The 20,325-nt window shown below is 75.8% G+C and carries 22 protein-coding genes; 11 read left to right on the top strand and 11 right to left on the bottom strand.

All coding sequences use genetic code 11. The features are described from left to right. Nucleotides 1-6: 6 nt before the first annotated feature. A complete protein-coding gene (galE, locus tag C7Y72_RS01935; RefSeq protein ID WP_107566939.1) occupies nucleotides 7-975 on the top strand; it encodes a UDP-glucose 4-epimerase GalE in 969 nt (322 codons plus the stop codon). Here galE and C7Y72_RS01940 read toward each other — a convergent pair. Next, nucleotides 956-1,657 (bottom strand): FkbM family methyltransferase, encoded by a 702-nt coding sequence (locus C7Y72_RS01940; protein WP_107566940.1) that lies wholly within the window; start codon nucleotides 1,655-1,657, stop codon nucleotides 956-958. The two genes, galE and C7Y72_RS01940, sit on opposite strands and share 20 nt — an antisense overlap. Nucleotides 1,658-1,711: 54 nt before the next feature. On the opposite strand from C7Y72_RS01940, the gene C7Y72_RS01945 reads away from it, so the two are divergent. Next, on the top strand, nucleotides 1,712-2,500 hold the full coding sequence (locus C7Y72_RS01945; RefSeq protein WP_107566941.1) for a YaaA family protein: 789 nt from the start codon (nucleotides 1,712-1,714) through the stop codon (nucleotides 2,498-2,500). A gap of 24 nt (nucleotides 2,501-2,524) precedes the next feature. Here C7Y72_RS01945 and C7Y72_RS01950 read toward each other — a convergent pair whose 3' ends face one another. Then, complete coding sequence (locus C7Y72_RS01950) at nucleotides 2,525-3,484, bottom strand: type I phosphomannose isomerase catalytic subunit (RefSeq protein ID WP_107566942.1); 960 nt, start codon at nucleotides 3,482-3,484, stop codon at nucleotides 2,525-2,527. Between the two features lie 79 nt (nucleotides 3,485-3,563). Between C7Y72_RS01950 and C7Y72_RS01955 the strand changes: the two genes are divergently transcribed. Together C7Y72_RS01955 and C7Y72_RS01960 are read left to right on the top strand one after the other, a co-directional pair. Beyond that, complete coding sequence (locus C7Y72_RS01955; RefSeq protein ID WP_233243688.1) at nucleotides 3,564-4,277, top strand: FadR/GntR family transcriptional regulator; 714 nt, start codon at nucleotides 3,564-3,566, stop codon at nucleotides 4,275-4,277. A gap of 5 nt (nucleotides 4,278-4,282) precedes the next feature. After that, nucleotides 4,283-5,197: a sterol desaturase family protein gene (locus tag C7Y72_RS01960; RefSeq protein ID WP_107566944.1), complete on the top strand. Its 915-nt coding sequence runs from the start codon at nucleotides 4,283-4,285 to the stop codon at nucleotides 5,195-5,197. Here the strand turns inward: C7Y72_RS01960 and pdxH are convergent. The 4 genes from pdxH to C7Y72_RS01980 form a co-directional block, all read right to left on the bottom strand. Continuing rightward, nucleotides 5,175-5,834, bottom strand: a complete 660-nt coding sequence (gene pdxH / locus C7Y72_RS01965; RefSeq protein ID WP_107566945.1) for a pyridoxamine 5'-phosphate oxidase — start codon at nucleotides 5,832-5,834, stop codon at nucleotides 5,175-5,177. The genes C7Y72_RS01960 and pdxH overlap by 23 nt on opposite strands. An 82-nt stretch (nucleotides 5,835-5,916) precedes the next feature. Continuing rightward, complete coding sequence (locus C7Y72_RS01970; RefSeq protein WP_107566946.1) at nucleotides 5,917-7,188, bottom strand: S1C family serine protease; 1,272 nt, start codon at nucleotides 7,186-7,188, stop codon at nucleotides 5,917-5,919. A 45-nt stretch (nucleotides 7,189-7,233) separates the two neighbouring features. Then, nucleotides 7,234-8,718, bottom strand: a complete 1,485-nt coding sequence (locus C7Y72_RS01975) for a sensor histidine kinase (protein WP_107566947.1) — start codon at nucleotides 8,716-8,718, stop codon at nucleotides 7,234-7,236. Nucleotide 8,719: 1 nt separating this feature from the next. Then, entirely contained in the window at nucleotides 8,720-9,430 is a 711-nt protein-coding gene (locus C7Y72_RS01980) for a response regulator transcription factor (protein WP_107566948.1), read from the bottom strand. 75 nt (nucleotides 9,431-9,505) lie between these two features. On the opposite strand from C7Y72_RS01980, the gene C7Y72_RS01985 reads away from it, so the two are divergent. Further along, a complete protein-coding gene (locus C7Y72_RS01985; RefSeq protein WP_107566949.1) occupies nucleotides 9,506-10,261 on the top strand; it encodes a HugZ family pyridoxamine 5'-phosphate oxidase in 756 nt (251 codons plus the stop codon). 135 nt (nucleotides 10,262-10,396) lie between these two features. Here C7Y72_RS01985 and C7Y72_RS01990 read toward each other — a convergent pair whose 3' ends face one another. Then, a complete protein-coding gene (locus C7Y72_RS01990; protein ID WP_158276577.1) occupies nucleotides 10,397-11,434 on the bottom strand; it encodes an HtaA domain-containing protein in 1,038 nt (345 codons plus the stop codon). Between the two features lie 36 nt (nucleotides 11,435-11,470). On the opposite strand from C7Y72_RS01990, the gene C7Y72_RS01995 reads away from it, so the two are divergent. From C7Y72_RS01995 to C7Y72_RS02020, 6 genes are read left to right on the top strand one after another with little or no spacing between them, the layout of a single operon-like run. After that, nucleotides 11,471-12,331 carry an ABC transporter substrate-binding protein gene (locus C7Y72_RS01995; RefSeq protein WP_107566951.1) on the top strand — a complete coding sequence of 287 codons (861 nt, stop codon included), beginning with the start codon at nucleotides 11,471-11,473 and terminating at the stop codon, nucleotides 12,329-12,331. After that, a complete protein-coding gene (locus C7Y72_RS02000; protein WP_107566952.1) occupies nucleotides 12,332-13,390 on the top strand; it encodes a FecCD family ABC transporter permease in 1,059 nt (352 codons plus the stop codon). After that, nucleotides 13,387-14,205, top strand: coding sequence for an ABC transporter ATP-binding protein (locus C7Y72_RS02005; RefSeq protein ID WP_107566953.1), 819 nt, complete (start codon nucleotides 13,387-13,389; stop codon nucleotides 14,203-14,205). Before C7Y72_RS02000 ends, C7Y72_RS02005 begins: the two co-directional genes overlap by 4 nt. Next, the gene (locus C7Y72_RS02010) at nucleotides 14,206-15,360 is read left to right on the top strand and encodes an HtaA domain-containing protein (RefSeq protein ID WP_107566954.1); all 1,155 of its coding nucleotides are present in this window, start codon (nucleotides 14,206-14,208) and stop codon (nucleotides 15,358-15,360) included. It abuts the gene before it with no gap. A gap of 1 nt (nucleotide 15,361) precedes the next feature. Beyond that, nucleotides 15,362-16,195: a HugZ family pyridoxamine 5'-phosphate oxidase gene (locus C7Y72_RS02015; protein WP_107566955.1), complete on the top strand. Its 834-nt coding sequence runs from the start codon at nucleotides 15,362-15,364 to the stop codon at nucleotides 16,193-16,195. Between the two features lie 38 nt (nucleotides 16,196-16,233). After that, nucleotides 16,234-17,058, top strand: a complete 825-nt coding sequence (locus C7Y72_RS02020; RefSeq protein WP_107566956.1) for a thioesterase family protein — start codon at nucleotides 16,234-16,236, stop codon at nucleotides 17,056-17,058. On the opposite strand, the gene C7Y72_RS02025 is transcribed toward C7Y72_RS02020, so the two are convergent. The 4 genes from C7Y72_RS02025 to C7Y72_RS02040 are packed head-to-tail and all read right to left on the bottom strand — an operon-like array spanning nucleotide 17,059 to nucleotide 20,319. After that, a complete protein-coding gene (locus tag C7Y72_RS02025) occupies nucleotides 17,059-17,802 on the bottom strand; it encodes a cytochrome c biogenesis protein CcdA (protein ID WP_199223828.1) in 744 nt (247 codons plus the stop codon). Nucleotides 17,803-17,807: 5 nt separating this feature from the next. Further along, nucleotides 17,808-18,305, bottom strand: a complete 498-nt coding sequence (locus tag C7Y72_RS02030; protein WP_107566957.1) for a thioredoxin — start codon at nucleotides 18,303-18,305, stop codon at nucleotides 17,808-17,810. Nucleotides 18,306-18,361: 56 nt separating this feature from the next. After that, the gene (locus C7Y72_RS02035) at nucleotides 18,362-18,847 is read right to left on the bottom strand and encodes a low molecular weight protein-tyrosine-phosphatase (protein WP_107569529.1); all 486 of its coding nucleotides are present in this window, start codon (nucleotides 18,845-18,847) and stop codon (nucleotides 18,362-18,364) included. Between the two features lie 17 nt (nucleotides 18,848-18,864). Further along, on the bottom strand, nucleotides 18,865-20,319 hold the full coding sequence (locus C7Y72_RS02040) for an amidase (RefSeq protein ID WP_107566958.1): 1,455 nt from the start codon (nucleotides 20,317-20,319) through the stop codon (nucleotides 18,865-18,867). Between the last annotated feature and the right edge of the window lie 6 nt (nucleotides 20,320-20,325).

Here is a 20,325-nt window from a genome sequence, read left to right on the forward strand (position 1 = left end):
GGCGCGGTGACCTGGCTTCTCACCGGCGGCGCCGGCTACATCGGCTCGCACATCATCCTCGCCCTCCAGCGGGCGGGGAAGGACGTCGTCGTCCTCGACGACCTCTCCACCGGATACCGCGCCTTCGTGCCCGAAGACGTGCCGCTCGTGGAGGGCTCGGTCACCGACCGCGCCGCCGTCGACCGGGCCCTGGACCACGACGTCACGGGCATCGTGCACCTCGCCGGCTGGAAGTACGCGGGCGTGTCCGTCGACCGGCCGCTGCACTTCTACCGCGAGAACGTCACCGGCATGCAGGTGCTGCTCGAGGCGGTCGTCGACCGCGGCATCGAGCGGTTCGTGTTCTCCTCGAGCTCCTCGGTCTACGGCACGCCGGCGGAGGAGATCGTCGGCGAGGACGCGGTCGTCGGTCGCCCCGAGAGCCCGTACGGGGAGTCGAAGCTCATCAGCGAGTGGCTGCTGCGCGACGTCGCGCACGTGACCCCGGGCCTGCGCCACACGTCGCTGCGGTACTTCAACGTCGTCGGCTCCGGTCCGCCGCACCTCGCCGACCACAGCCCGTACAACCTCTTCCCGCTCGTGCTCGGCGCGGTCGCCGAGGGCCGGCGTCCCGCCGTGTTCGGGACCGACTACCCGACGCGCGACGGCTCCTGCATCCGCGACTACGTCCACGTCGTCGACCTCGCCGACGCGCACGTCGCCGCCGCGTCGCGGCTCGACGACGGGCTGCCGTGCGGGCAGGCATACAACGTCGGCCGCGGCGAGGGCGTCAGCGTCCTGGAGATCATGGACACCGTGCGGCGGGTCACCGGGATCGACTTCGAGCCCGAGCGGCACGAGCGGCGCCCGGGGGATCCCGCACGGATCGTCGGCAGCACCGCGCGGATCGAGCGGGACTTCGGCTGGCGCGCCACGCACGGGCTCGACGAGATGGTCGCGAGCGCGTGGGCGGCGGTCAGCGCCGCGCGAACGTGACCTTCCAGTTGTAGGGGACCGCCCGGGTCCACACGGCGTCGTACCCGGCCTCGCGCATCCGCGCGACCTCGGCGAGCGCGACCGCGGGCGCGACGGGCGTCGCGAACTCGACGGTCACGACACGCACGTCGAGGCCCGACCGCCGGACGTCCGCCAGGATCGCGTACTCGCTGCCCTCCGCGGAGATCTTCAGCAGGTCGACGCGGTCGTGACCGCGCTGCGCCATCAGCGTCGAGAGCCGGCACGCGGGGGCGGTGAACGCCACCGGGGTGCCGTGCATGTCGGTCGCGGAGTGGCTGATGTAGCCGGCGACACGGGGCGCGTGGAAGTCGAGCGTCGTGTCCTCGTCCCACAGCGCGACCGGCAGGAACTCGTGGCGCGGCTCGTCGGCGGCGGCGCGCGCGACGAACGCGGCCGCGTCGGGCACCGGGTCGAGCGCCAGGACGCGGCAGCCGAACCGCTCGATCAGCGCGAGGTCGAAGCTGATGTCGGTGCCCGTGCCGCAGAGGACGACGACGCTGTCCGGGCCCAGGCCGCCGGTCGGCACGACGTAGCCGCCGTAGCCGGGGTCCGCGATCGTCGCCGCGTCGGGGCGCGGGCGGACCTCGAGCGCACGGCGGAACCGGCGCGACTGGACGCGCAGCACGACGGCGTCACGCAGACGGGGGAGCAGGCTCGGCATCGGGCCGGGACCGTACCGCAGGCCGCCCGCGCAGCCCGTACCCTCGGCGGCCGCATGCTCGTCCTCCTGCCGCCCTCCGAGGGCAAGACCGCCCCGGCCGACGGGGCGCCCGTCGACGTCGCCGCGCTCGTCCACGACGCCGAGCTCGGGCCCGTGCGGGCACGGGTGCTCGACGCGCTCGTGCGGCTCTGCGCGGGCCGCTCGCGCACCCGCGCGCTCGACCTGCTCGGCCTCTCCCCCGGCCTCGCCGGGGAGCTCGACCGCAACGCCACCCTGCGTGACGCGCCCGCGGGCCCGGCGGCCGACGTGTACAGCGGCGTGCTCTACCAGCACCTCGACCTCGGCTCGCTGACCCCGCGCGCCCGCGAGCGCGCGGCCGAGCGGGTGCTCGTCGCCAGCGCGCTGTGGGGCGTCGTACGGCTCGAGGACCGCATCCCCGCCTACCGCCTCTCGATCGGCGCGACGATGCCCGCGCTGCGGCGCACGCTCGCCGCCACCTGGAAACCCGCGCTGACGGCGGCGCTCCCCCCGGAGGACCTCGTGGTCGACTGCCGCTCGGGCGGCTACGCGGCCGCGTGGAAGCCGGCGGGCGGCACGCTCGTGGCGGTGCGCGCGTTCTCGCAGGCCGCCGACGGGACCCGCAAGCCGATCAGCCACATGGCGAAGGCGACGCGCGGCGACGTGGCCCGGCTCGTCGCGCAGGCGCGGACCGATCCCCGCAGCCCCGAGGACCTGGCGACGCTGGTCGAGCGCTCCGGGCGCACGGTCGAGCTCGCGCGGTCCGGCAGGCCGGGGGCGGCGGGCGCCGCGACGTGGACGCTCGACGTGATCGAGACCGCCTGAGCGGCGCGGCCGCGAGCGCGCGCGTCAGGCGCGCGGCGCGAGCATGATCCGCAGCACGGTCGCGGTGCCGCTGACCGTGGCGGCGTGCGCCGGCGTGTCCGCGGGCACGAGCGCGAACTCGCCGGCGGCGAGCGCCTCGCCGTCGAGCTCGACGGCACCGTCGAGCGGCACGACGATCGCGCACTCGCCCGGGTCGGTGACGCGGCGCGCGCCGTCCAGGGCCCAGCGCTCGACGACGAACAGCTCGCCGGCGACGAGCGTCTCGCCGTCGGGCTGCACGAGCGCGGGCTCGACGTCGTCCCAGTCGATCGAGCGCATCGACTCCTCGACGTGCAGCTCGCGCGGGCGGCCGTCGAGGCCGGGCCGGTCGAAGTCGTAGACGCGGTAGGTCGTGTCGGAGTTCTGCTGGATCTCGACGATGAGGTTGCCGGCGCCGATCGCGTGCACGCGGCCAGACGGCAGGAACATCACGTCGCCGGCGGCGACGTCGATGCGGTGGAGCATCGCGCTGACGTCCTCGCCCGCGCGCAGCGCGGCGTCGAACGCCTCGCGGGTGACCCCGGCGCGCAGGCCGGCGAACAGGTGGGCGTCGGGGGTGGCGTCGGCGACGACCCACATCTCGGTCTTCGGCTCGCCCCCGAGGGCGGGCGCGAGGTCGGCGGGCGGGTGCACCTGCACGGACAGGGTCTCGACGCAGTCGAGGACCTTCACGAGCAGCGGGAAGCGGTCGCCCCAGCCGTCGGCGCGGGCGCCGAAGATGCGGGTGCGCTCGGGACCGCGCCAGAGCTCGCCGAGGGTGCGGCCGGCGAGCGGGCCGGCGGCGACGACGCTCTCCTCGCCGGGGCGGTCGACGAGCTCCCAGGACTCGCCGTAGGTGCCCTGCGGCAGCGGCTTGCCGTAGACGCTCTCGAGCCGCCGCCCGCCCCAGACCCGCTCGTGGTATCCGGGGAGGAAGCGCAGGGGCGCGAGGGCCGTCGAGGTCATCATCGGCAACGGTATCGGCTGAACGTCGTAGGGACATGAGCTTGCACGCGCCGGTGCGCAACTGGTACAACCAGTCCCGATGACTGGTCCAACCAGCATGGCGTCCACGGTGTCCGGGTCGATCTTCGACCGCCTCCGGGCCGACATCCTCGGCAACACCCTCCACGCGGGCGACCCGCTGCCCAGCGAGCGCGCGCTCGCCGAGGAGCTCGGCTGCAACCGCCACGCCGTCCGCGAGGCCGTCAAGCGCCTGCAGCAGGCCGGGCTCGTCGAGGTCGCGCAGGGCGGCGCCACCCGCGTGCGCGACTGGCGCGCCACCGGCGGCCTGGACCTCCTCACCCAGCTCACCGGCGCCACCGCCGACGGCACCGTCGACCCGCGCCTCGCCGTCGCCGTGCTGCCCGGCGTCCTCGAGATGCGCGCCTGCATCGGCACCGACGTCGCCGGCCGCGCCGCCGAGCGCGCCGACGCCGACACCCTCCTGGCGCTCCCGGGTCACCTCGCCGCCGTCACCGCCTGCGCCCCCGACGACCTCGCCGCCCGCGAGACCGCCTACGCGCACCTCTGGACCACCCTGGTCGACGGCGCGCAGAACCTCGCCTACCGCCTCGCCTTCAACAGCCTCGTCGCCGGCGTCGGCGCCATCGGCGCCCCCGCCCTCGCCCTGCTCGCCGACGAGCTGCGCGACGACGACGGCCACGTCGCGCTCGTCGACGCGGTCGTGCGCCGCGACGCCCCCGCCGCCGAGATCGCCGCCCGCGCCCTCCTCACCACCGTCCCGTCGGAGGACTGATCCCCGTGTCCGAGCTCATCACCTACGCGATCCCCTTCTTCGTCCTGCTGCTCGCGCTCGAGGCGCTGAGCTACCACCTGCTCGGCCACGACCACCACGACGACGAGCCCGCCACCCCGCTGAAGGGCTACGAGCGACGTGACACCGTCACGAGCCTGACGATGGGCCTCGGGAACGTCGCGATCAACGTCGGCTGGAAGCTCGTCGTCGTCGCGCTCTACGTGACGCTCTACGAGCTCACGCCGATCCGGATGCCGCAGGACGCCTGGTGGGCGTTCGTCCTGCTGTTCGTCGCCGACGACCTCGCGTTCTACTGGTACCACCGCGTCGGGCACCGCGTGCGGATCGGCTGGGCCTCCCACGTCGTGCACCACTCCAGCGAGCACTACAACCTCTCCACCGCGCTGCGCCAGCCCTGGGTGCCGATGACCGCGCTGCCGTTCTGGCTGCCGCTGGCGCTGCTCGGCTTCGCCCCCTGGATGATCCTCATGCAGCAGGCGATCTCGCTGATCTACCAGTTCGGGCTGCACACCGAGCGGATCGGCCGCCTGCCCCGCCCGGTCGAGTGGGTCTTCAACACCCCCTCGCACCACCGCGTCCACCACGGCGCCAACGCCCGCTACCTCGACAAGAACTACGGCGGCATCCTCATCGTCTGGGACCGCCTGTTCGGCACCTTCGAGCCCGAGGGCGAGCGCGTCCGCTACGGCCTGACCACGAACATCGGGACGTTCAACCCCGTGCAGGTCGCCACGCACGAGTGGAAGGCGATCTGGGCGGACATGCAGCGCGCCGACCGCCTCGCCGACAAGCTCCGCTACACGGTCAAGCCGCCCGGCTGGCGCCACGACGAGCAGCCCGGGACGACCGCCGCGGCGACGGCGCCCGAGCCGCCCGTCACGGCTGCAGCCGGTCGATGACCCAGGCCGCGTCGGCGCCGTCCCGGCGGTAGCGGACGCGGTCGTGCAGGCGGTCGCGCCGGCCCTGCCAGAACTCGACCTCCAGCGCGACGACGCGGTAGCCGCCCCAGAACGGCGGGACCGGGATCGCGTCGTCGTCCGGGAAGCGCTGCGCGATCTCCTCCTCGGCGGTCTCCAGCGCGGCGCGGTCGGCGATCGGCCGCGACTGCGCCGACGCCCACGCCCCGCGGCGGCTACCCGCCGGACGGGTCGAGAAGTACGCCTCGGTCTCCTCGTCGGACACGCGCTCGACGGTCCCGACGATCCGGACCTGACGCTCCAGCTGCCCCCAGTGGAAGACGAGCGCGGCGCGCGGGTTGGCCGCGAGCTCCTCGCCCTTGCGGCTCTCCCGGTTGGTGTAGAAGACGAAGCCCCGCTCGTCGACCGCCTTCAGCAGGACGATGCGGGCGGACGGCAGGCCGTCCGGGGACGCGGTCGCGAGCGTCATCGCGTTGGCCTCCCACGGCACCGCGTCGGACGGCAGCGCCTCCTGCACCTCGGTGAACCAGCGCTCGAACTGGGCGACGGGATCGCCCGCCACCTCCGACGGGTCGAGCGTGGCGTGCAGGTAGCTGCGGCGGAGTTCTCCGAGGTCCATGCACCAGAGCATCCCATCCGGGCCCCCGCGGTCGGGGGCGGGGCGCGCCAGGATGCCCGGCCGACGCGCCCCGTTGCGCCCGCTACGGCAGGCTCGGCTGGGCCTGCTCGCGGCTGCCCTGCCCGGCCGCGGTCTGCGGGCGGGTGCCGAGCGTCACGGTGACGTCGCGGCCGCTCGCGGTGATCGTCACCCGGTCGCCGGGCTCGTGCGCGTCGATCAGGCGCGACACGTCCCCGGACTCGGTGACGGCCTTGCCGTCGACCGCGGTGATGAGGTCCCCGGTGCGCAGGCCGGCGTCGGCGGCGGGCCCGCCGTCGGCGACCGAGGCGACCGTCGCCCCCGGCTTGCCGGTCGTGCTGTCACCCGTGCTCACGCCGAGGTAGGCGTGCTCGGCGGTGCCGTCGGCGCGCAGCTGCGCGACCACGCGCTTGACCGTGCTCGACGGGACCGCGAAGCCCAGGCCCGTGTTCGCGGGCGAGGAGCCGGAGCTCTCGATCTGCGAGTTCACGCCGATCACGCGCCCGGACGCGTCGAGCAGCGGGCCGCCCGAGTTGCCCGGGTTGAGCGCCGCGTCGGTCTGCAGCACGTCGGAGATCGAGTAGCCGTTCGGGGACTCGATCGTGCGGGCCAGCGCGGACACGACGCCCGTGGTCAGCGTGCGGTCCAGGCCGAACGGGTTGCCGATCGCGACCGTCGCGTCACCGACCTGCACGCCCGCGGAGTCGCCGAGCAGCAGGACCGGCAGGTCGTCGGTGCCGTCGACCTTCAGCAGCGCGATGTCGGTGGAGGCGTCCTGCCCGACGACGCGCGCGGTCTGCGCGGGCCGGTCGCCGATCTCCACGCGCACGGTGGACGCGCCGTCGATGACGTGCTGGTTGGTGACGATGTAGCCGTCCTTGGAGATCACGAAGCCCGAGCCCGTCGCCTGCCCCTGCGACTGGCGCGGGCCGAACGGCGTCTGCTGCGTCTCGGTGACGTTCGCGGTGATGAACACGACCGCGTCCTTGGACTGCTGGTAGATCTCGCCGGCCGTCTTGGCGCCCCCGCTCGTGGACGCCGCGAAGGCGCGCGTGCCGGTGCCCGAGGAGGCCTCGGTGATCGTGGTGGTCGTGGTCTTCGACGGCTGGAACGCCGCGACCGCGAGCGCACCGCCCGCCCCCCCGATCAGGGCGGTGGCACCGAGCGCCGCGAGGCTGCGCGCACCGAGACGGCGGCGGGCCGGCGCGGCCGCCGCGGCGGCGGGCGGCTCGGGACGGGCGTGCTGCGCGGTGGGCTCGTCGGCCACGCGCGTCGGCTCGTCGTCCGGATCGCGGTAGGGGGCCTGCCAGAGGGGATCGTGCGGTGAGGGGGGCATGTCCACAGGATTCCCCCGGGACCTTGCCCCGACCTTCGGGAAACCTCAGAGGTTCCTGAGGACCACCGTCTGCTCGGCGTAGGCGGGCAGCTCGACGACGAAGCGGGCGCCGCCGCCGTCGGCGTTCTCGGCGCGGACGGTGCCGCCGTGCGCGTCGACGATCCCGGCGACGATCGCGAGCCCCAGGCCCGCGCCCGCCGGGCCCTGCTTGCGCCCGCCGCCGCCGGCGCGCCAGAACCGCTCGAACAGGGTCGACGGGTCGTCGACCGGCAGCCCCGGCCCGTGGTCGCGGACGCTCAGCGCGACGCGCCCGCCGGGGCCCTGGGCGCTGCCGGCGTGGACCTCGATCGCCGTGCCCGCGGGCGTGTGCACGAGCGCGTTGCGCAGGAGGTTCGCGAGCACCTGGCGCAACTGGTCGGGGTCGGCGCTGACGATCGGGTCGTCGTCGGCGGCGACGTGCAGCCGGATCTCGCGATCCGGCGCGGTGGCCTTCGCGTCCTCGACCGCGTCCGCGGCCAGGTCCCCGACGTCGACCGGCTCGCGCACCACCGCGCGGGTCTCGTCCAGCCGCGCGAGCGCGAGCAGGTCCTCGACGAGGACGCCCATGCGCCGGGCCTCCTCCTCGATGCGGCGCATCGCGGTGCTCGTGTCCGCCTCGCTCTGGGCGGCGCCCATGCGGAACAGCTCGGCGTAGCCGCGGATCGACGCCAGCGGCGTGCGGAGCTCGTGCGAGGCGTCGGCCACGAACTGCCGCAGCCGCTCCTCGCTCTGGCGCTGCCCCGCGAACGCGGTCTCGATCCCGCCGAGCATCGTGTTGAGCGCGAGGCCCAGGCGGCCGACCTCGGTCGCGTCGTCGGCGGGCTCGACGCGCCGCGAGAGGTCGCCGGCGCGGATCTCGTCCGCGGTCGCCGCCATCTCGTCCAGCGGGCGCAGCCCGATCCGCACGACGAGGAACGCGATGCCGCCGAGCACGCCGAGCACCGCGACGATCACGATGCCCTCGACGAGCAGCAGGCGGCTGAGCGTCGAGTTCATCTCGGCCAGCGGGACGGCGATGACGTTGAGGTTCGCGTCGCTGCGGCTGAGGTCGACGGCGATCCGGTACGGCTCGTCGGCGATCGACACGGTCCGCAGCTGGCCGGCCTGCAGGTCGTCGGGCAGCTCGAGGCTCGGCGCGTCGCTCTCACCCCGGTAGGAGGAGATCCCCGCGGCCAGCACCTCGCCGGTCGTGGTGACGCGCGCGCCGTAGGTGCCGGGCGGCAGGCTCGCCGGGGGCGGCCCCTCCCCCGGGCGGCGGAAGCCGCGGCCGTAGGGGAAGCGGGCGGAGCGCGGGTCCAGGCCGAGGTCCTCGTCGAGCTCGCGGCCGATCGCCGGGAGCCCGTCACGCGCCTGCTGGTCGATGCGGTCCTGCAGGAACGAGCGCTGGCTCGCGTACGTGACCGCGGCGAGCGTCAGCAGTCCGACCGCGGCGACGGCGAGCAGGATCGCGACGAGCCGGCCGCGCAGCGTCTGCGGGGCGAACCGGGACACGTCAGCTCCGCGGCAGGCGCAGCGCGTAGCCGACGCCGCGCGCGGTCTGGATCAGCGACGGGCCGTGCGCGTCGAGCTTCTTGCGCAGGTAGGAGACGTAGGTCTCCAGCACGCGGGCGTCGCCGCCGAAGTCGTAGTCCCAGACGTGGTCGAGGATCTGCGCGCGCGTGAGCACGCGGCGCGGGTTGCGCAGGAAGTAGCGCAGCAGCCGGTACTCGGTGGCGGTGAGGTCGATCGGGTTGCCGGCGCGGGTGACCTCGCGGGTCTCCTCGTCCATCTCGACGTCCTCGAACACGAGCCGGTGCGACTCGGGCTGCGCGAGTCCGGCGCGGCGCAGGATCGTGCGGATGCGCGCGACGAGCTCCTCGAGGCTGAACGGCTTGGTGACGTAGTCGTCGCCGCCGGTGGTCAGCCCGCGGACCTTGTCCTCGGTGCTGTCGCGGGCGGTGAGGAAGACGATCGGCAGCGAGGCCCGCTGGGCGCCGAGCCGCTCGGCGACCTCGAAGCCCTCCATGTCGGGGAGCATGATGTCGAGCACCATGAGGTCGGGCTTGAAGCTCCGCACGGCGTCCAGGGCGGCCTTGCCGTCGCCGGCGGTCTCGACCTCGAAGCCCTGGTAGCGCAGGGCCATCGCGACGACGTCGGCGATGTTCGGCTCGTCGTCGACGACGAGGACGCGGTGGGACGACTCGGACGCGGTGCTCGTGCTCACGCCGGGATTATCGGTCAGGTTCCTGTGCGGTTCCTGAGAGCCTGCTGTGAGGACGGCGCCCCGTAGGCTGCGGTCATGTCCTCCGTGCCGCAGACCGCCCCGACCGCCGCCGAGCAGGCCCGCACCCTGACCGAGCACGGCCGCGTGGCGACGCTCGCGACCGTCGGCGGGGACGGCGCGCCCTGGGCGTCCTACCTCGCGTACGCGCTGCTGGCCGACGGCTCGCCGGTGCTGTGCGTCTCGACGATGGCCGAGCACGGCCGCAACCTCGTCGACGACCAGCGCGCGTCGCTGTGCGTGCTGGACCAGACGCCGGCCGCCGACCCGGTGGAGACCGCGCGCGTGACGCTCGCGGGCGTCGCGCGGCGCGCGCGGGACGCCGACGAGGAGGCCGCGGCGCGCGCCGCGTTCCTCGCCGCGCACCCGGGCACCGACTTCCTCGACTTCCACGGCTTCTCGATCTGGATCGTCGACGTCGAGCGCGTCCGCTGGGTCGGCGGCTTCGCGCGCATGGACTCCGCCGACGGCGCCTCATACGCGACGGCGACCGCCGACCCGGTCTCGCCGCATGCGGCCGGCGCGGTCGCCCACCTCAACGAGGACCACGCCGACGCGCTGCTGCTGATCGCCCGGGCGCTCGCCGACCTGCCGGACGCCGTGTCCGCCGAGTGCCTGCGCTGCGACCGCTACGGCATGGACCTCGCGGTGACGCGGGCGGACGGGTCGCGCGAGTGGCCGCGGGTCGGCTGGCCGCAGCGGCTCGACGAGCCGGCGCAGCTGCGCGCCGCGAGCGTCGAGCTGGTCACGCGCGCGCGGGCGGCGCTCGCCTGAGCGCGTGATGCGCCCACCGGCGGGGCGGCCGACACGCGGATCCTGCCCCTGGCCGTCCATCTCCTGCCCCCATGGGGGCCGAAGATGGACAGCCTCGCGGGGCGTGCGGCGTCGCGCCCGCCGCTCGCGGTCGCGCTAGCCGCCGACGGTCAGGGTGCGGCGACCGAGCTCGCGGCCGCGCGCGTCCTGCAGGACGAACGCGAGGCGGCGGCGCTTGCGCGGCAGCTCGACGCGGGCGACGCCGCCGCGGACGGCGGCCCGGCCGACGCGGCGGCCCTGGAAGGTGACGGCCACCCGGCGGACGGTCGTCGCGGTGGTGATCGTGCAGGTGGTGCGCGGCGCGCCGCCCCGGCGCGTGCGCGCGCAGCGGATCCGCGGCGTGCCGAGCCGCGCCGGAGCGGTGGTGGTCCCCGGCGTCGTGGCGACGGGGGCGACCGGTTGCACGACCGCGGGCGGGGTCGGGGCGGCGACGGGGGCGGCCGCCGCGGCGGTGTCCACCCGGACGGTGAAGCGCCCGAACGTGTTCGGGGTGCGGTCGGGGCCCGCGCCCGCCGGGTAGCTGCCGCCGGGCCAGACCATGTCGGCGGTGGCGATCGCGGGCGCGGCGCCGGCGATCGTCGTGACGGTGCCCTCGGTGCTCACCGGCGGGAGCGCGAGGTCGAAGACCGGGCGGCTGCGGTCGTAGGTGGCACCCGCGGAGGAGGACTGCCCGGACCCCGAGGAGCCGGAGCCGGAGGCGAACAGCTGCGCGCGGCCGGCGGCGACGACGACGCGCGGGTTGGAGACGGTGATCGTGAAGCCGTGCGCGGCGGAGGTGAAGCTGAGCGTCCCGGCGAACTCGAGCGTGCCCTCGCCGGTCGTCGCGTCCCAGCTGCCGCCCGCGGCGACGGGGAAGCTCGTGGTGGCGGTCGCGTCGGCGCCGCGCGCGCTCTGCGCGGTGACGGTCGGCCCGGTGGCGGGCGCGGTGGGGCGGGCGGTGCCGTTGGTGAACGGCGGGCCGAGCGCGGTCGTGTACCCGAGCCAGGTGCGGTTGGTGCCGTCGGGGGCGCCGGTCTCGTAGACGTTGGCCTGGGTCCACTCGAGCGCGCCGCCGGTCACCGGGGCGGGAGCGGCGGTGGCGGTCGCCGCGCACCCGAGGACACCCACGGTAGTAAGGCCGATCAGAAGTCGCATGTCAGGGCACCCTAACATTGCGCTAGGCTCGGCGCCATGGCACCCACCGCTCTCCGGACGATCGCGGCCACCGCCGTCGCCCTCGCGCTCGGCGCGGCCGCCGCCGACGCCGCCCCCCGCCGCGTCGTCGCGCTCACTCCGTTCACCGCGAACACCGCCGCCCGCATCGGCCTCACCCCCATCGCCATCGGCCAGACGCTCGGCGGCCAGGACCGCTTCGCGCCCGAGCTGCGCGGCGTGCCGCGGCTCGCGCTCAGCCACCCCAGCGGCCCGAACATCGAGCAGCTCGCCGCCCGCCGGCCCCAGCTCGTGCTCTCCGCCCCCGTCTGGCGCAAGGGCCACGGCGCGATGCGCCGGCTGAAGATGCCCGTGCTCGAGTCCGAGCCGCGCACCGTCGCCCAGGTCGCCACGCAGACCCGCCGCATCGGCCGCGCCCTCGGCCGCTCCGCCGCCGCGAACCGCCGCGCCGCGTTCATCGACCGCCGCGTCGCCGCGATCACCCGCGGCATCCGCCGCCGCCCCACCGTCCTGCTGGTCCTCGGGGTCGGCCGCACCTCCTACGCGATGCTCGCCAACAGCTGGGGCGGCGACGTCGTCCGGCGCGCCGGCGGCCGCCTGCTCACCCAGGGCCTGCGCGCCGGGGACGGGTACGCGCGGATCTCCGACGAGGCCGTCGTCGCCCGCAACCCGGACATCATCATCGCCGTCCCCCACGGCGAGTCCAAGGACTACGCCCGGCAGGCCGCGTACCTGCGCACCAAAGCCGGCTGGCGGACCACCCGCGCCGCCCGCAACGGCCGCGTCTACGTCGCCACCGGCAACTCGCTGCTGCAGCCCTACGACGACGTCTACCTCACGATCCGCGACGTCCGCCGGCTGTTCCTGAAGAACCTGTAGATGAGCACGGTCGTCGCCCGCCCGCCCGCGTCCACCAGCGGTCCCGCGCCGGACGCCACGCCCGCCCGCCGGCGGCGGCTGCGCCGTTCCGCGGTCGTCGCGGTCGCGTTCGCGGTGCTCGTCGGGGCGACCGCCGCCTCGCTGGCGTTCGGCGCGGTCGACGTGCCGCTGGGGACCGTCCTCGACGCGCTCCTGGGCCGCGCGCAGGAGGGCCCGCTGAAGGAGATCGTCCTGCAGCTGCGGCTCCCCCGCACCGTCGAGGCGCTGACCGTCGGCGCCGCCCTCGGCGTCGCCGGGGCGATGCTCCAGGGCGCCCTCGCCAACCCGCTCGCGTCCCCCGAGGTGCTCGGCGTCACCGCCGGATCCGGGTTCGGCGCGGTCCTCGTGCTGCTCGCCTTCCCCACCGCCGTGGCGCTGCTGCCGGTCGGGGCGCTCGCCTTCGGGGCGCTCGCCATCGTGCTCGTGATGGCGTTCGCCTGGGGCGGTCGCGGCGGCGGCTCCACCCAGCGCCTGATCCTCGCCGGGATCGCGGTCAGCGCGATGTTCGGCGCCGGGACCACGTCGCTGATGGTCGCCTTCAGCGACCGCGTGCAGGGCGCCGTCCTGTTCCTCGCGGGCGGCTTCTCCTCCGACGGCTGGGAGGGCATGGACGTCGCCTGGCCGTTCTTCCTCGCCGGCTTCGCGCTCGCGCTCGTGCTCTGCGGGCCGCTCGACCGGCTGGCGCTCGGCGACGACGTCGCCGCCTCGCTGGGCTCGCGCCCCCGCCTCGTGCGGCTCGGCGCCGCGGTCGCCGCCGCGTTCCTCGCCTCCGCCTCCGCCGCGATCGCGGGCCTGCTCGGCTTCGTCGGGCTCGTCGTCCCCCACCTCGTGCGGCTCGTCGCGGGCACCGCGCGCCACCGCTACGTCGTGCCCGTCAGCGCCGCGATCGGTGCCGGGCTCGTGCTCACCGCCGACACGATCGCCCGGATCGTCGTCGCCCCGATCGAGCTGCCCGTCGGCCCGATCATGGTCCTCCTCGGCGTCCCCCTGTTCCTCGTGCTGCTGCGACGGGAGACGTGAGCGTGGACCGGCCCGACCCGCTGCTCGAGGTCCGCGGCGTCGACGTGCGGATCGGCGGCACCGCGATCCTGCACGGCTGCGACCTCACCGCCCGTGCCGGCGAGCTCGTCGCGGTCGTCGGCCCCAACGGCGCGGGCAAGTCCACGCTCGGCCGCGTCGCCGCCGGGCTGCTCGCCCCCGCCGCCGGGACCGTGCGCTGGGGCGGGCAGGACGTCGGCGCCGTCCGCGCGCGGCGCCGTCCGCACCACCGGGCCTACGTGCCGCAGCGCGGACGCGTCCCCGACGGCATCCGCGTCCGCGAGGCCGTCGAGCTCGGCCGCGCCCCGCACGTCGGGCTGCTCGGGCGACCCACGACCACCGACCACGACGCGATCGACCGGGCGCTCGCCCGCACGCGCATGACCGGGTTCGCGCAGCGCCGCCTCTCCACGCTCAGCGGCGGCGAGCTCCAGCGCGCGCAGCTGTCCGTCGCGCTCGCGCAGGAGGCCCCGCTGCTGCTCGCCGACGAGCCGACCGCCAGCCTCGACCTCGGGGCCGCCGTCACCGTCGCCCGGCTGCTGCGCGCGCTCGCCGACGACGGGCTCGCCGTCGTCCTCGTCGTCCACGACCTGGCGCTCGCCGCCGCCATCGCCGACACCGTCGTCGTCGTCCACCGCGGACGGACCGTTGCCACCGGACCCGCCGAGGAGGTGCTCACCCCCGACCGGCTCGCCGCCGTCTGGGAGGTCGACGCCGAGCTCGACCCGGGCGACGGCGCCCGGACCGCGCTGCGCGTCGGCTGGCGCCCCGTCCCCCACGCCCTGGAGGGCCGCTGAATGCCCCGCACCCTGCCGACCGCGCTCGTCCTCGCGCTCCTCGCCGTCCTCGCCACCGCCGGCGCCGCGCACGCCGGCCCCGGGGAGGGCAGCGCCACCCTCACGCTCGACGGCCCCGCCGGAACCCGGCTCACCGACCGCGACGTCCGGCTCGCGGGCAGCGGCGGCGCCGAGGCGTTCGGGACCCGCGTCGTGCTGCCCGTCACCGGCGGCCGGGTCGGCTCCTCGATCTTCGCGCTCGGCACCCGCGGCGCGATCCGGCTGGTGCGCGGCGGCCGATCGATCACGCTGCGCGACGTCGAGCTGCAGCTCGGCAGCAGCGTCTGGATCACCGCCCGGCTGGGCGGACGGCGGCGGCCCGTGCTCGTCTCCACCACCGGGGTGCGCCCCGTACTGGACCGCCGCAGCGGCCGCGCGCGGCTGCGCAGCGGGAAGCTGCGGCTCGCCGTCCCCGCCGCCGGGATCGTGCGGCGCGCGCTCGGGATCCGTGAGATCGGCCTCGGCTCGCTCGGGACGCTGACGCTCGACGCGACGGTCGCCCCGGACCTCGCCGGGACCGCCGCCGGCGCGGGCACCAGCGCCCCCGCCCGCCCCGCGACCGCGGTCGACGTCACCGCCGCCACGCTCGACTGGCACGTGCGCGAGTCGTTCATCCGCTACGTGAACACCGGGGAGGGCACGCGCGTCCTCGGCGGCGCCGTCGCGCCCGGGAAGACCGTGCGGCCCGGCACCTCCGTGCCGCTGGACTACGACTTCCGGTTCCCGTTCGCCAGCGGCTGGTACGACCCCGCGAGCGACCTCGCGGTGCTGACGTTCCGCGGCGGGGTCGGGTTCTCCTACCGCGACCACGGCATCCAGTTCGAGACCAGCGACCCGCAGCTCGAGCTGCGCGGCGCCGGCAGCGGGTCCCGCGCGACGTTCTCGTTCACCGGCCGCGACGGCACCCCGTTCGACGGCCGCCGCGCGACGCTGCTGGACCTCGACCCCGCCGCCGCCACGCGCAGCGGCTCCGCCGACGGAGCGACCCGCACCCTGACCGACGTCCCGGGCGCCGTGCCCGCACAGACGCAGGGCTCGGTCTTCAACGGCTTCTACGCGCCCGGCGACCCGTTCGGCGCCATGACCGTCACGTTCACCACGACCCCAGGTTCCTGACATGACCGACACCGCCACGTCGTTCCCGACCGACCACGCCGCTCCCGCGGAGGTCCTCAACCCGCCGATGCCCGAGCCGATCGGCCCGACCCACGAGGGCCGGCGCCGCTCCGCCGCCGAGGAGGCCCGCACGCTCGTCGCCCAGACGAACGTCGCCACGCTCGCGACGCTGTCCGAGGACGGCCACCCGTGGGGCTCGCTGGTGAGCTACGCCACGCTGGCCGACGGCTCCCCCGTGCTGTGCGTGTCGCTGCTGGCCGAGCACGGCCGCAACCTCCGCGCCGACCAGCGCGCCTCGCTCGTCGTCGCCGAGCCCGCCCGCGGCGGCGACCCGCTGAACAGCGGCCGCGTCACCCTCGCCGGGGTCGCGCAGCGGCCGACCGGGACGCTCGAGGCGACCGCCCGCGACGCGTACGTGCAGGCCCATCCGCCCGCACGGCTCTACGCGGGCTTCGGCGACTTCTCGCTCTGGGTGCTGCGCGTCGACCGCGTCCGCTGGGTCGGCGGCTACGGGCGCATGGACTCGGCCGACGCCGCGAGCTACCGCGCCGCCGAGCCCGACCCCGTGCAGGGCCAGACCGCGTACGCGATCGCGCACCTCAACGCCGACCACGCGGACGCGCTGCTGCTGATGGCCCGGGCCTTCGGCGGCCACCCCGACGCCCTGTCGGCCACCTGCACCGGCGCGGACCGCTACGGCATCGAGCTGCGCGTCGTCACGCCGCGCGGGGAGACCCGCGCGCGGATCGGGTTCGCGGAGCCGATCGTCGAGCCCGACGGGCTGCGCGGCGCCACCGTCGAGCTGACGCGCCGCTCGCGCGCCGCGCTGGCCTGAGACCGGGCCGCGCGGAGCGATCCGTAGGGTGCCGGAGGATGACCGCGGATCCCACCCTGGACGAGATGCTCGACGGCGCCGCGACCGGCGCGACCACGGTCGCGCCCGGCTGGGGGCAGGGCCGCGCGACCTACGGCGGCCTCGTCGCGGGCCTGCTCGTCGCGCGCGCCGAGACGCTCACGGCCGACCCGGCGCGACGGCTGCGCTCCGCGGCCGTGTCGTTCGTCGGGCCGGTCACCCCCGGCACCGCCGAGCTCCAGGGCACCGTCCTGCGCGCCGGCGGCTCGGCGACGACCGTGGACGTCAAGCTCGTGCAGGACGGGACCGTGCGCGCCGCGATGCTCGCCACGCTCGGGCAGGACCGCGCCACCGCGATCGCGTTCCCCGCCGACAGGCGCAACCCGCCGCCCGACCTCCCCGAGCCGGACGAGCTGCAGCCGATCCCGTACCTCGAGGGCCTCACCCCCGAGTTCATCCGCCACGTCGAGCTGCGCTACGGCAGCGGCGGGTTCCCGCTCAGCGGTGCAGCGGAGCCCGACTTCGGCGGCTGGTTCCGCTTCCGCGAGCCCCCCGCGCGGATGGGCGACCGCGAGCTCATCGCGCTCGTCGACGCCTGGCCGCCCGCGATCGCCCCGATGTTCGGCGGCCCGGCACCGATCAGCACGATGAGCTGGAGCTACGAGCCCGTCACCGCACCGGACCCGACCGTGCCCGACCGGCCCGACGCGCTCTGGCGGTACGCCGTGCACACGCACGTCGCCCGCGACGGGTACACGCAGGCGGCCGCCCGCGTGTGGGACGCCGACGGGCATCTGCGCGCGATCAGCAACCAGACCGTCTCGTACTTCGACCCGCGCGGCTGACTACCCGTCCAGCGACTCCTCCAGGTCGCTGATCGGGTCGTACCAGCCACGCTCCAGCACGAACGCCTGGAGGTCGCGGTCCAGCCCGAGCATCACGGCCACGCCCACGAACACGAACAGCGCGCCGGTCACGCGGCGGAAGACGCCGTGCGGGTTCGCCAGCCAGCCGAGCCGCTCGGCCGCCGCACGACCGAGCACCGCGAGCAGCAGCAGGATCACGGCCAGTCCGACCGCGTACGCCACCAGATACGCCAGGCCCTCGCCGAACGACGCGGGCAGCACCGTGGCCACGATCAGCGCGTAGGTCGGGCTGCAGCTGCTGAACACGGGACCGAGCGACGCGCCGATCAGCACGTCCCGGCTGCGGCCACTGCGTGCCGCGGAGCGCTCCAGGAGGGCGGCCGCCTGCCGCTGACCGCCGCTGGCGGCCATCCCCCGCTCCCAGAGCCCGGGCGCCAGCAGGCTGACGCCCAGTCCGAGGACGACGAGCCCGGACAGCGTGCTCCAGACCTCCTGCGGGACGCCGAGGAGCGCGCTGGTGGCCTTCAGCAGCAGCGTGAAGACCACCACCGACGCTCCCAGCGAGGCCACGATGACCACCGGCCGGGCGATGTCTCCCCGGCCCGTCGCACCGTCCGTCGCCGTGACGACCGCACCCCCGACGACCACCGGCAGCAGCGGTAGGACGCACGGCGCCGCAGCCGTCAGGACCCCGGCCATGAAGCTGACGACCAGGAGCTCCACGGCCGTCAGGCGAGCTCGTCGAGGACCTTCGTGATCTGCGGGTCGTCGTACGGGACGACGCTGCCCGTCTTCCGACCTTCGGCGTCCACGCGGACCACGGTGGTCTGGAGGGTCACCCCGTAGCGCTGACGCAGGTCCTGTCGCTCGTCGTAGTCGACCTTCAGCACGGTGACGCCGGCCGGCAGCCCCTCGTCCCGGATCGACTGCTCCAGCGCGCGGCACTGCGTGCACCACGACGCGTGGAAGAACAGCAGTCGCGTGCCGTCCGCCGCGGCCAGCGCCGCCGGCGAGTACTCGACGTAGGTCCCGGACCGTTCGGCGACCGCCGCATCCGGCGTGGCCCGGGAGGCCCCGTAGGGCGGGACGGACACGGTCGGCGGGGTCCGCGAGAGCGCCGGGGCCGAGCGACCGTCGGGGTCGTCCGATCCACCGACGGCGAGGAACACGCCGGCTGCTGCGATCAGCACGCAGATCGAGGCCGCCAGGTACGCCGTCCGATTCATGCCCTCATGGTGGAGCGGACCGGTCGGCGCGTCGATTACGACGCGGTGAACGTGGTTCAGACGAGACCGCGCGCCCGCAGCTCGGCGAGCAGGCCCACGCAGCCCGCCTCGACGACGTCGAGGACCACGTCGAACCCGTCCGGTCCCCCGTAGTAGGGGTCGGGCACGTCGGTGTCGCCGGCGGCGACCGCGGCCGGGTCGAGCTCGCGCAGCAGCACGACCCTGTCGCGCGCCGCCGCGTCGTCCCCGGCGAGCGCGAGCAGGTCGCGGCGGTTGCTCGCGTCCATCGCGACGAGCAGGTCGTGGTCCGCGAAGTCGCGGCGGGTGACCTGCTGGGCGGCGCCGCGCAGGTGCACCCCGCGGCGCGCGGCCGCGGCGGTGCTGCGCGCGTCCGGCGGGTCGCCGACGTGCCAGTCACCGGTGCCCGCGGACGCGACCTCGACGCGGTCGGCCAGCCCCTCGCGCTCCAGCAGCGCGACCATCACCGCCTCCGCGGTCGGCGAGCGGCAGATGTTCCCCAGGCACACCATGAGGATCCGCACCGGGCGGTCGGGCGCGCTCATGCCGCGGGCGGGACCCAGCCGCCGAACGCCCGCTCGAGCTCCAGCGCGACCGCGATCGCCACGTGGTCGTGGTCGCGCGGCGCCGCCACCTGGACGCCGAGCGGCAGGCCCTGCGCGTTCAGGCCCAGCGGCGTCTGCACCACCGGCAGGCCGAGGAGGTTGAAGATCGCGGCGTGGTGGATCGACCACGGGCGACCGACGGTGCGGCCGTGGCGCGGCGCGACGCGCCCGAACGGCGGGTGCAGCAGGACCCCGTCCCCGATCACCTCCTCGACCTCCGCGGCCAGGCGCCGCCCCGCCTCCAGCGACCGGCGCGTCATCCCGGCCGGCAGGACGCCCGAGGCGCGCTCGGCCCCGAGCAGCAGCGCGCTCGCCACCGTGTGCGGCCCGCGGCCGCGGACCGCGCCGCCGAGCGCGCGGCGGACCGTGACATCGCCGCCGAGCTCCGCGGCGAACGTCACGTCGGCGCCGGACTGCAGCGCAGCGAGGTAGCCGTCCATCACGCGGCGCAACGGCTTCAGCGACAGCTCGCGCACGCGCGCGCCGGAGGCCTCGAGGGCGCGCGCGGCCCGCTCGCGCGCCTCGCGCAGGTCGCGGCGCAGCGGCCAGGCGCTCGTGTCCTGCGTGACGATCACGTCCAGGGCGGCGAGGTCGACGTCCGCCGGGTCGCCGAGCGCGACGTCGCGCGCCCGCGCGTCGAGGCCGTCGGGTCCGGCGATGATCCGCAGCAGCCCGATCAGGTCCTCCGCCCGGCGCGCGAGCGGGCCCATCGTCAGCAGGCGCGCCGCCTCCCCGTGCGTGACCGGGAACTGCCCGGTGTTCGGCACGAGCCCCGGGGACGGCTTGAGCCCGAAGACGCCGTTGAAGAACGCCGGCAGCCGGATCGACCCGCCGATGTCCGAGCCCAGGCCGAAGGGCGAGCCGCCACTGCCGACCGCGGAGCCCTCCCCGCCACTGGAGCCGCCCGCGATGCGCGTCGGGTCGTAGGCGTTGGAGGTCCGACCGTAGACGTGGTTCTGCGACTCGATCCACATGCACAGCTCGGACGTGTTCGTCACCCCGAGCGGGATCGCGCCCGCGTCCAGCAGGCGCTGCACGGCGGGCGCGGACCCGGGCGCGCGGTGGTCGCGGCGGCTGACGAGGCCCGCGCAGTTCGGCATCCCGGCGAGCTCGATCGACTCCTTGACCGTGCAGGGCACGCCCAACAGCGGCGGCAGCTGCTCGTCCGGGTCCGCGGCGGCGATCCGGGCGTCCGCCGCGTCGGCGTCGGCGAGCGCGGCGTCGAAGCGGTCGTGCGCGACCGCACGCAGCGCCGGATGGCGGCGGCGCAGCAGCGCGACGTGCGCCTCGACGACGGCGCGCGAGGAGGTCTCCCCCGTGCGGATCGCGTCCGCGAGCGCGGTGGCGGACCGCTCGGTGAGGGCGGTGGCGGGGACGGATGCGGCGGACATCGACGA

Source organism: Paraconexibacter algicola (assembly GCF_003044185.1).
Classification (GTDB): Bacteria; Actinomycetota; Thermoleophilia; order Solirubrobacterales; family Solirubrobacteraceae; genus Paraconexibacter; species Paraconexibacter algicola.

Excerpts from the sequence above, each read along its gene's own strand:
- C7Y72_RS02020 (WP_107566956.1), top strand. The coding sequence starts at position 16,234 with ATGACCGCGGATCCCACCCTGGACGAGATGCTCGACGGCGCCGCGACC.
- C7Y72_RS01950 (WP_107566942.1), bottom strand. The coding sequence starts at position 3,484 with ATGACCTCGACGGCCCTCGCGCCCCTGCGCTTCCTCCCCGGATACCAC.
- C7Y72_RS01990 (WP_158276577.1), bottom strand. The coding sequence starts at position 11,434 with ATGCGACTTCTGATCGGCCTTACTACCGTGGGTGTCCTCGGGTGCGCG.
- C7Y72_RS01985 (WP_107566949.1), top strand. The coding sequence starts at position 9,506 with ATGTCCTCCGTGCCGCAGACCGCCCCGACCGCCGCCGAGCAGGCCCGC.
- pdxH (WP_107566945.1), bottom strand. The coding sequence starts at position 5,834 with ATGGACCTCGGAGAACTCCGCCGCAGCTACCTGCACGCCACGCTCGAC.
- C7Y72_RS01940 (WP_107566940.1), bottom strand. The coding sequence starts at position 1,657 with ATGCCGAGCCTGCTCCCCCGTCTGCGTGACGCCGTCGTGCTGCGCGTC.
- C7Y72_RS02000 (WP_107566952.1), top strand. The coding sequence starts at position 12,332 with ATGAGCACGGTCGTCGCCCGCCCGCCCGCGTCCACCAGCGGTCCCGCG.
- C7Y72_RS02015 (WP_107566955.1), top strand. The coding sequence starts at position 15,362 with ATGACCGACACCGCCACGTCGTTCCCGACCGACCACGCCGCTCCCGCG.
- C7Y72_RS01955 (WP_233243688.1), top strand. The coding sequence starts at position 3,564 with ATGACTGGTCCAACCAGCATGGCGTCCACGGTGTCCGGGTCGATCTTC.
- C7Y72_RS02030 (WP_107566957.1), bottom strand. The coding sequence starts at position 18,305 with ATGAATCGGACGGCGTACCTGGCGGCCTCGATCTGCGTGCTGATCGCA.
- C7Y72_RS02040 (WP_107566958.1), bottom strand. The coding sequence starts at position 20,319 with ATGTCCGCCGCATCCGTCCCCGCCACCGCCCTCACCGAGCGGTCCGCC.
- C7Y72_RS01945 (WP_107566941.1), top strand. The coding sequence starts at position 1,712 with ATGCTCGTCCTCCTGCCGCCCTCCGAGGGCAAGACCGCCCCGGCCGAC.
- C7Y72_RS01970 (WP_107566946.1), bottom strand. The coding sequence starts at position 7,188 with ATGCCCCCCTCACCGCACGATCCCCTCTGGCAGGCCCCCTACCGCGAT.
- C7Y72_RS01995 (WP_107566951.1), top strand. The coding sequence starts at position 11,471 with ATGGCACCCACCGCTCTCCGGACGATCGCGGCCACCGCCGTCGCCCTC.
- C7Y72_RS02010 (WP_107566954.1), top strand. The coding sequence starts at position 14,206 with ATGCCCCGCACCCTGCCGACCGCGCTCGTCCTCGCGCTCCTCGCCGTC.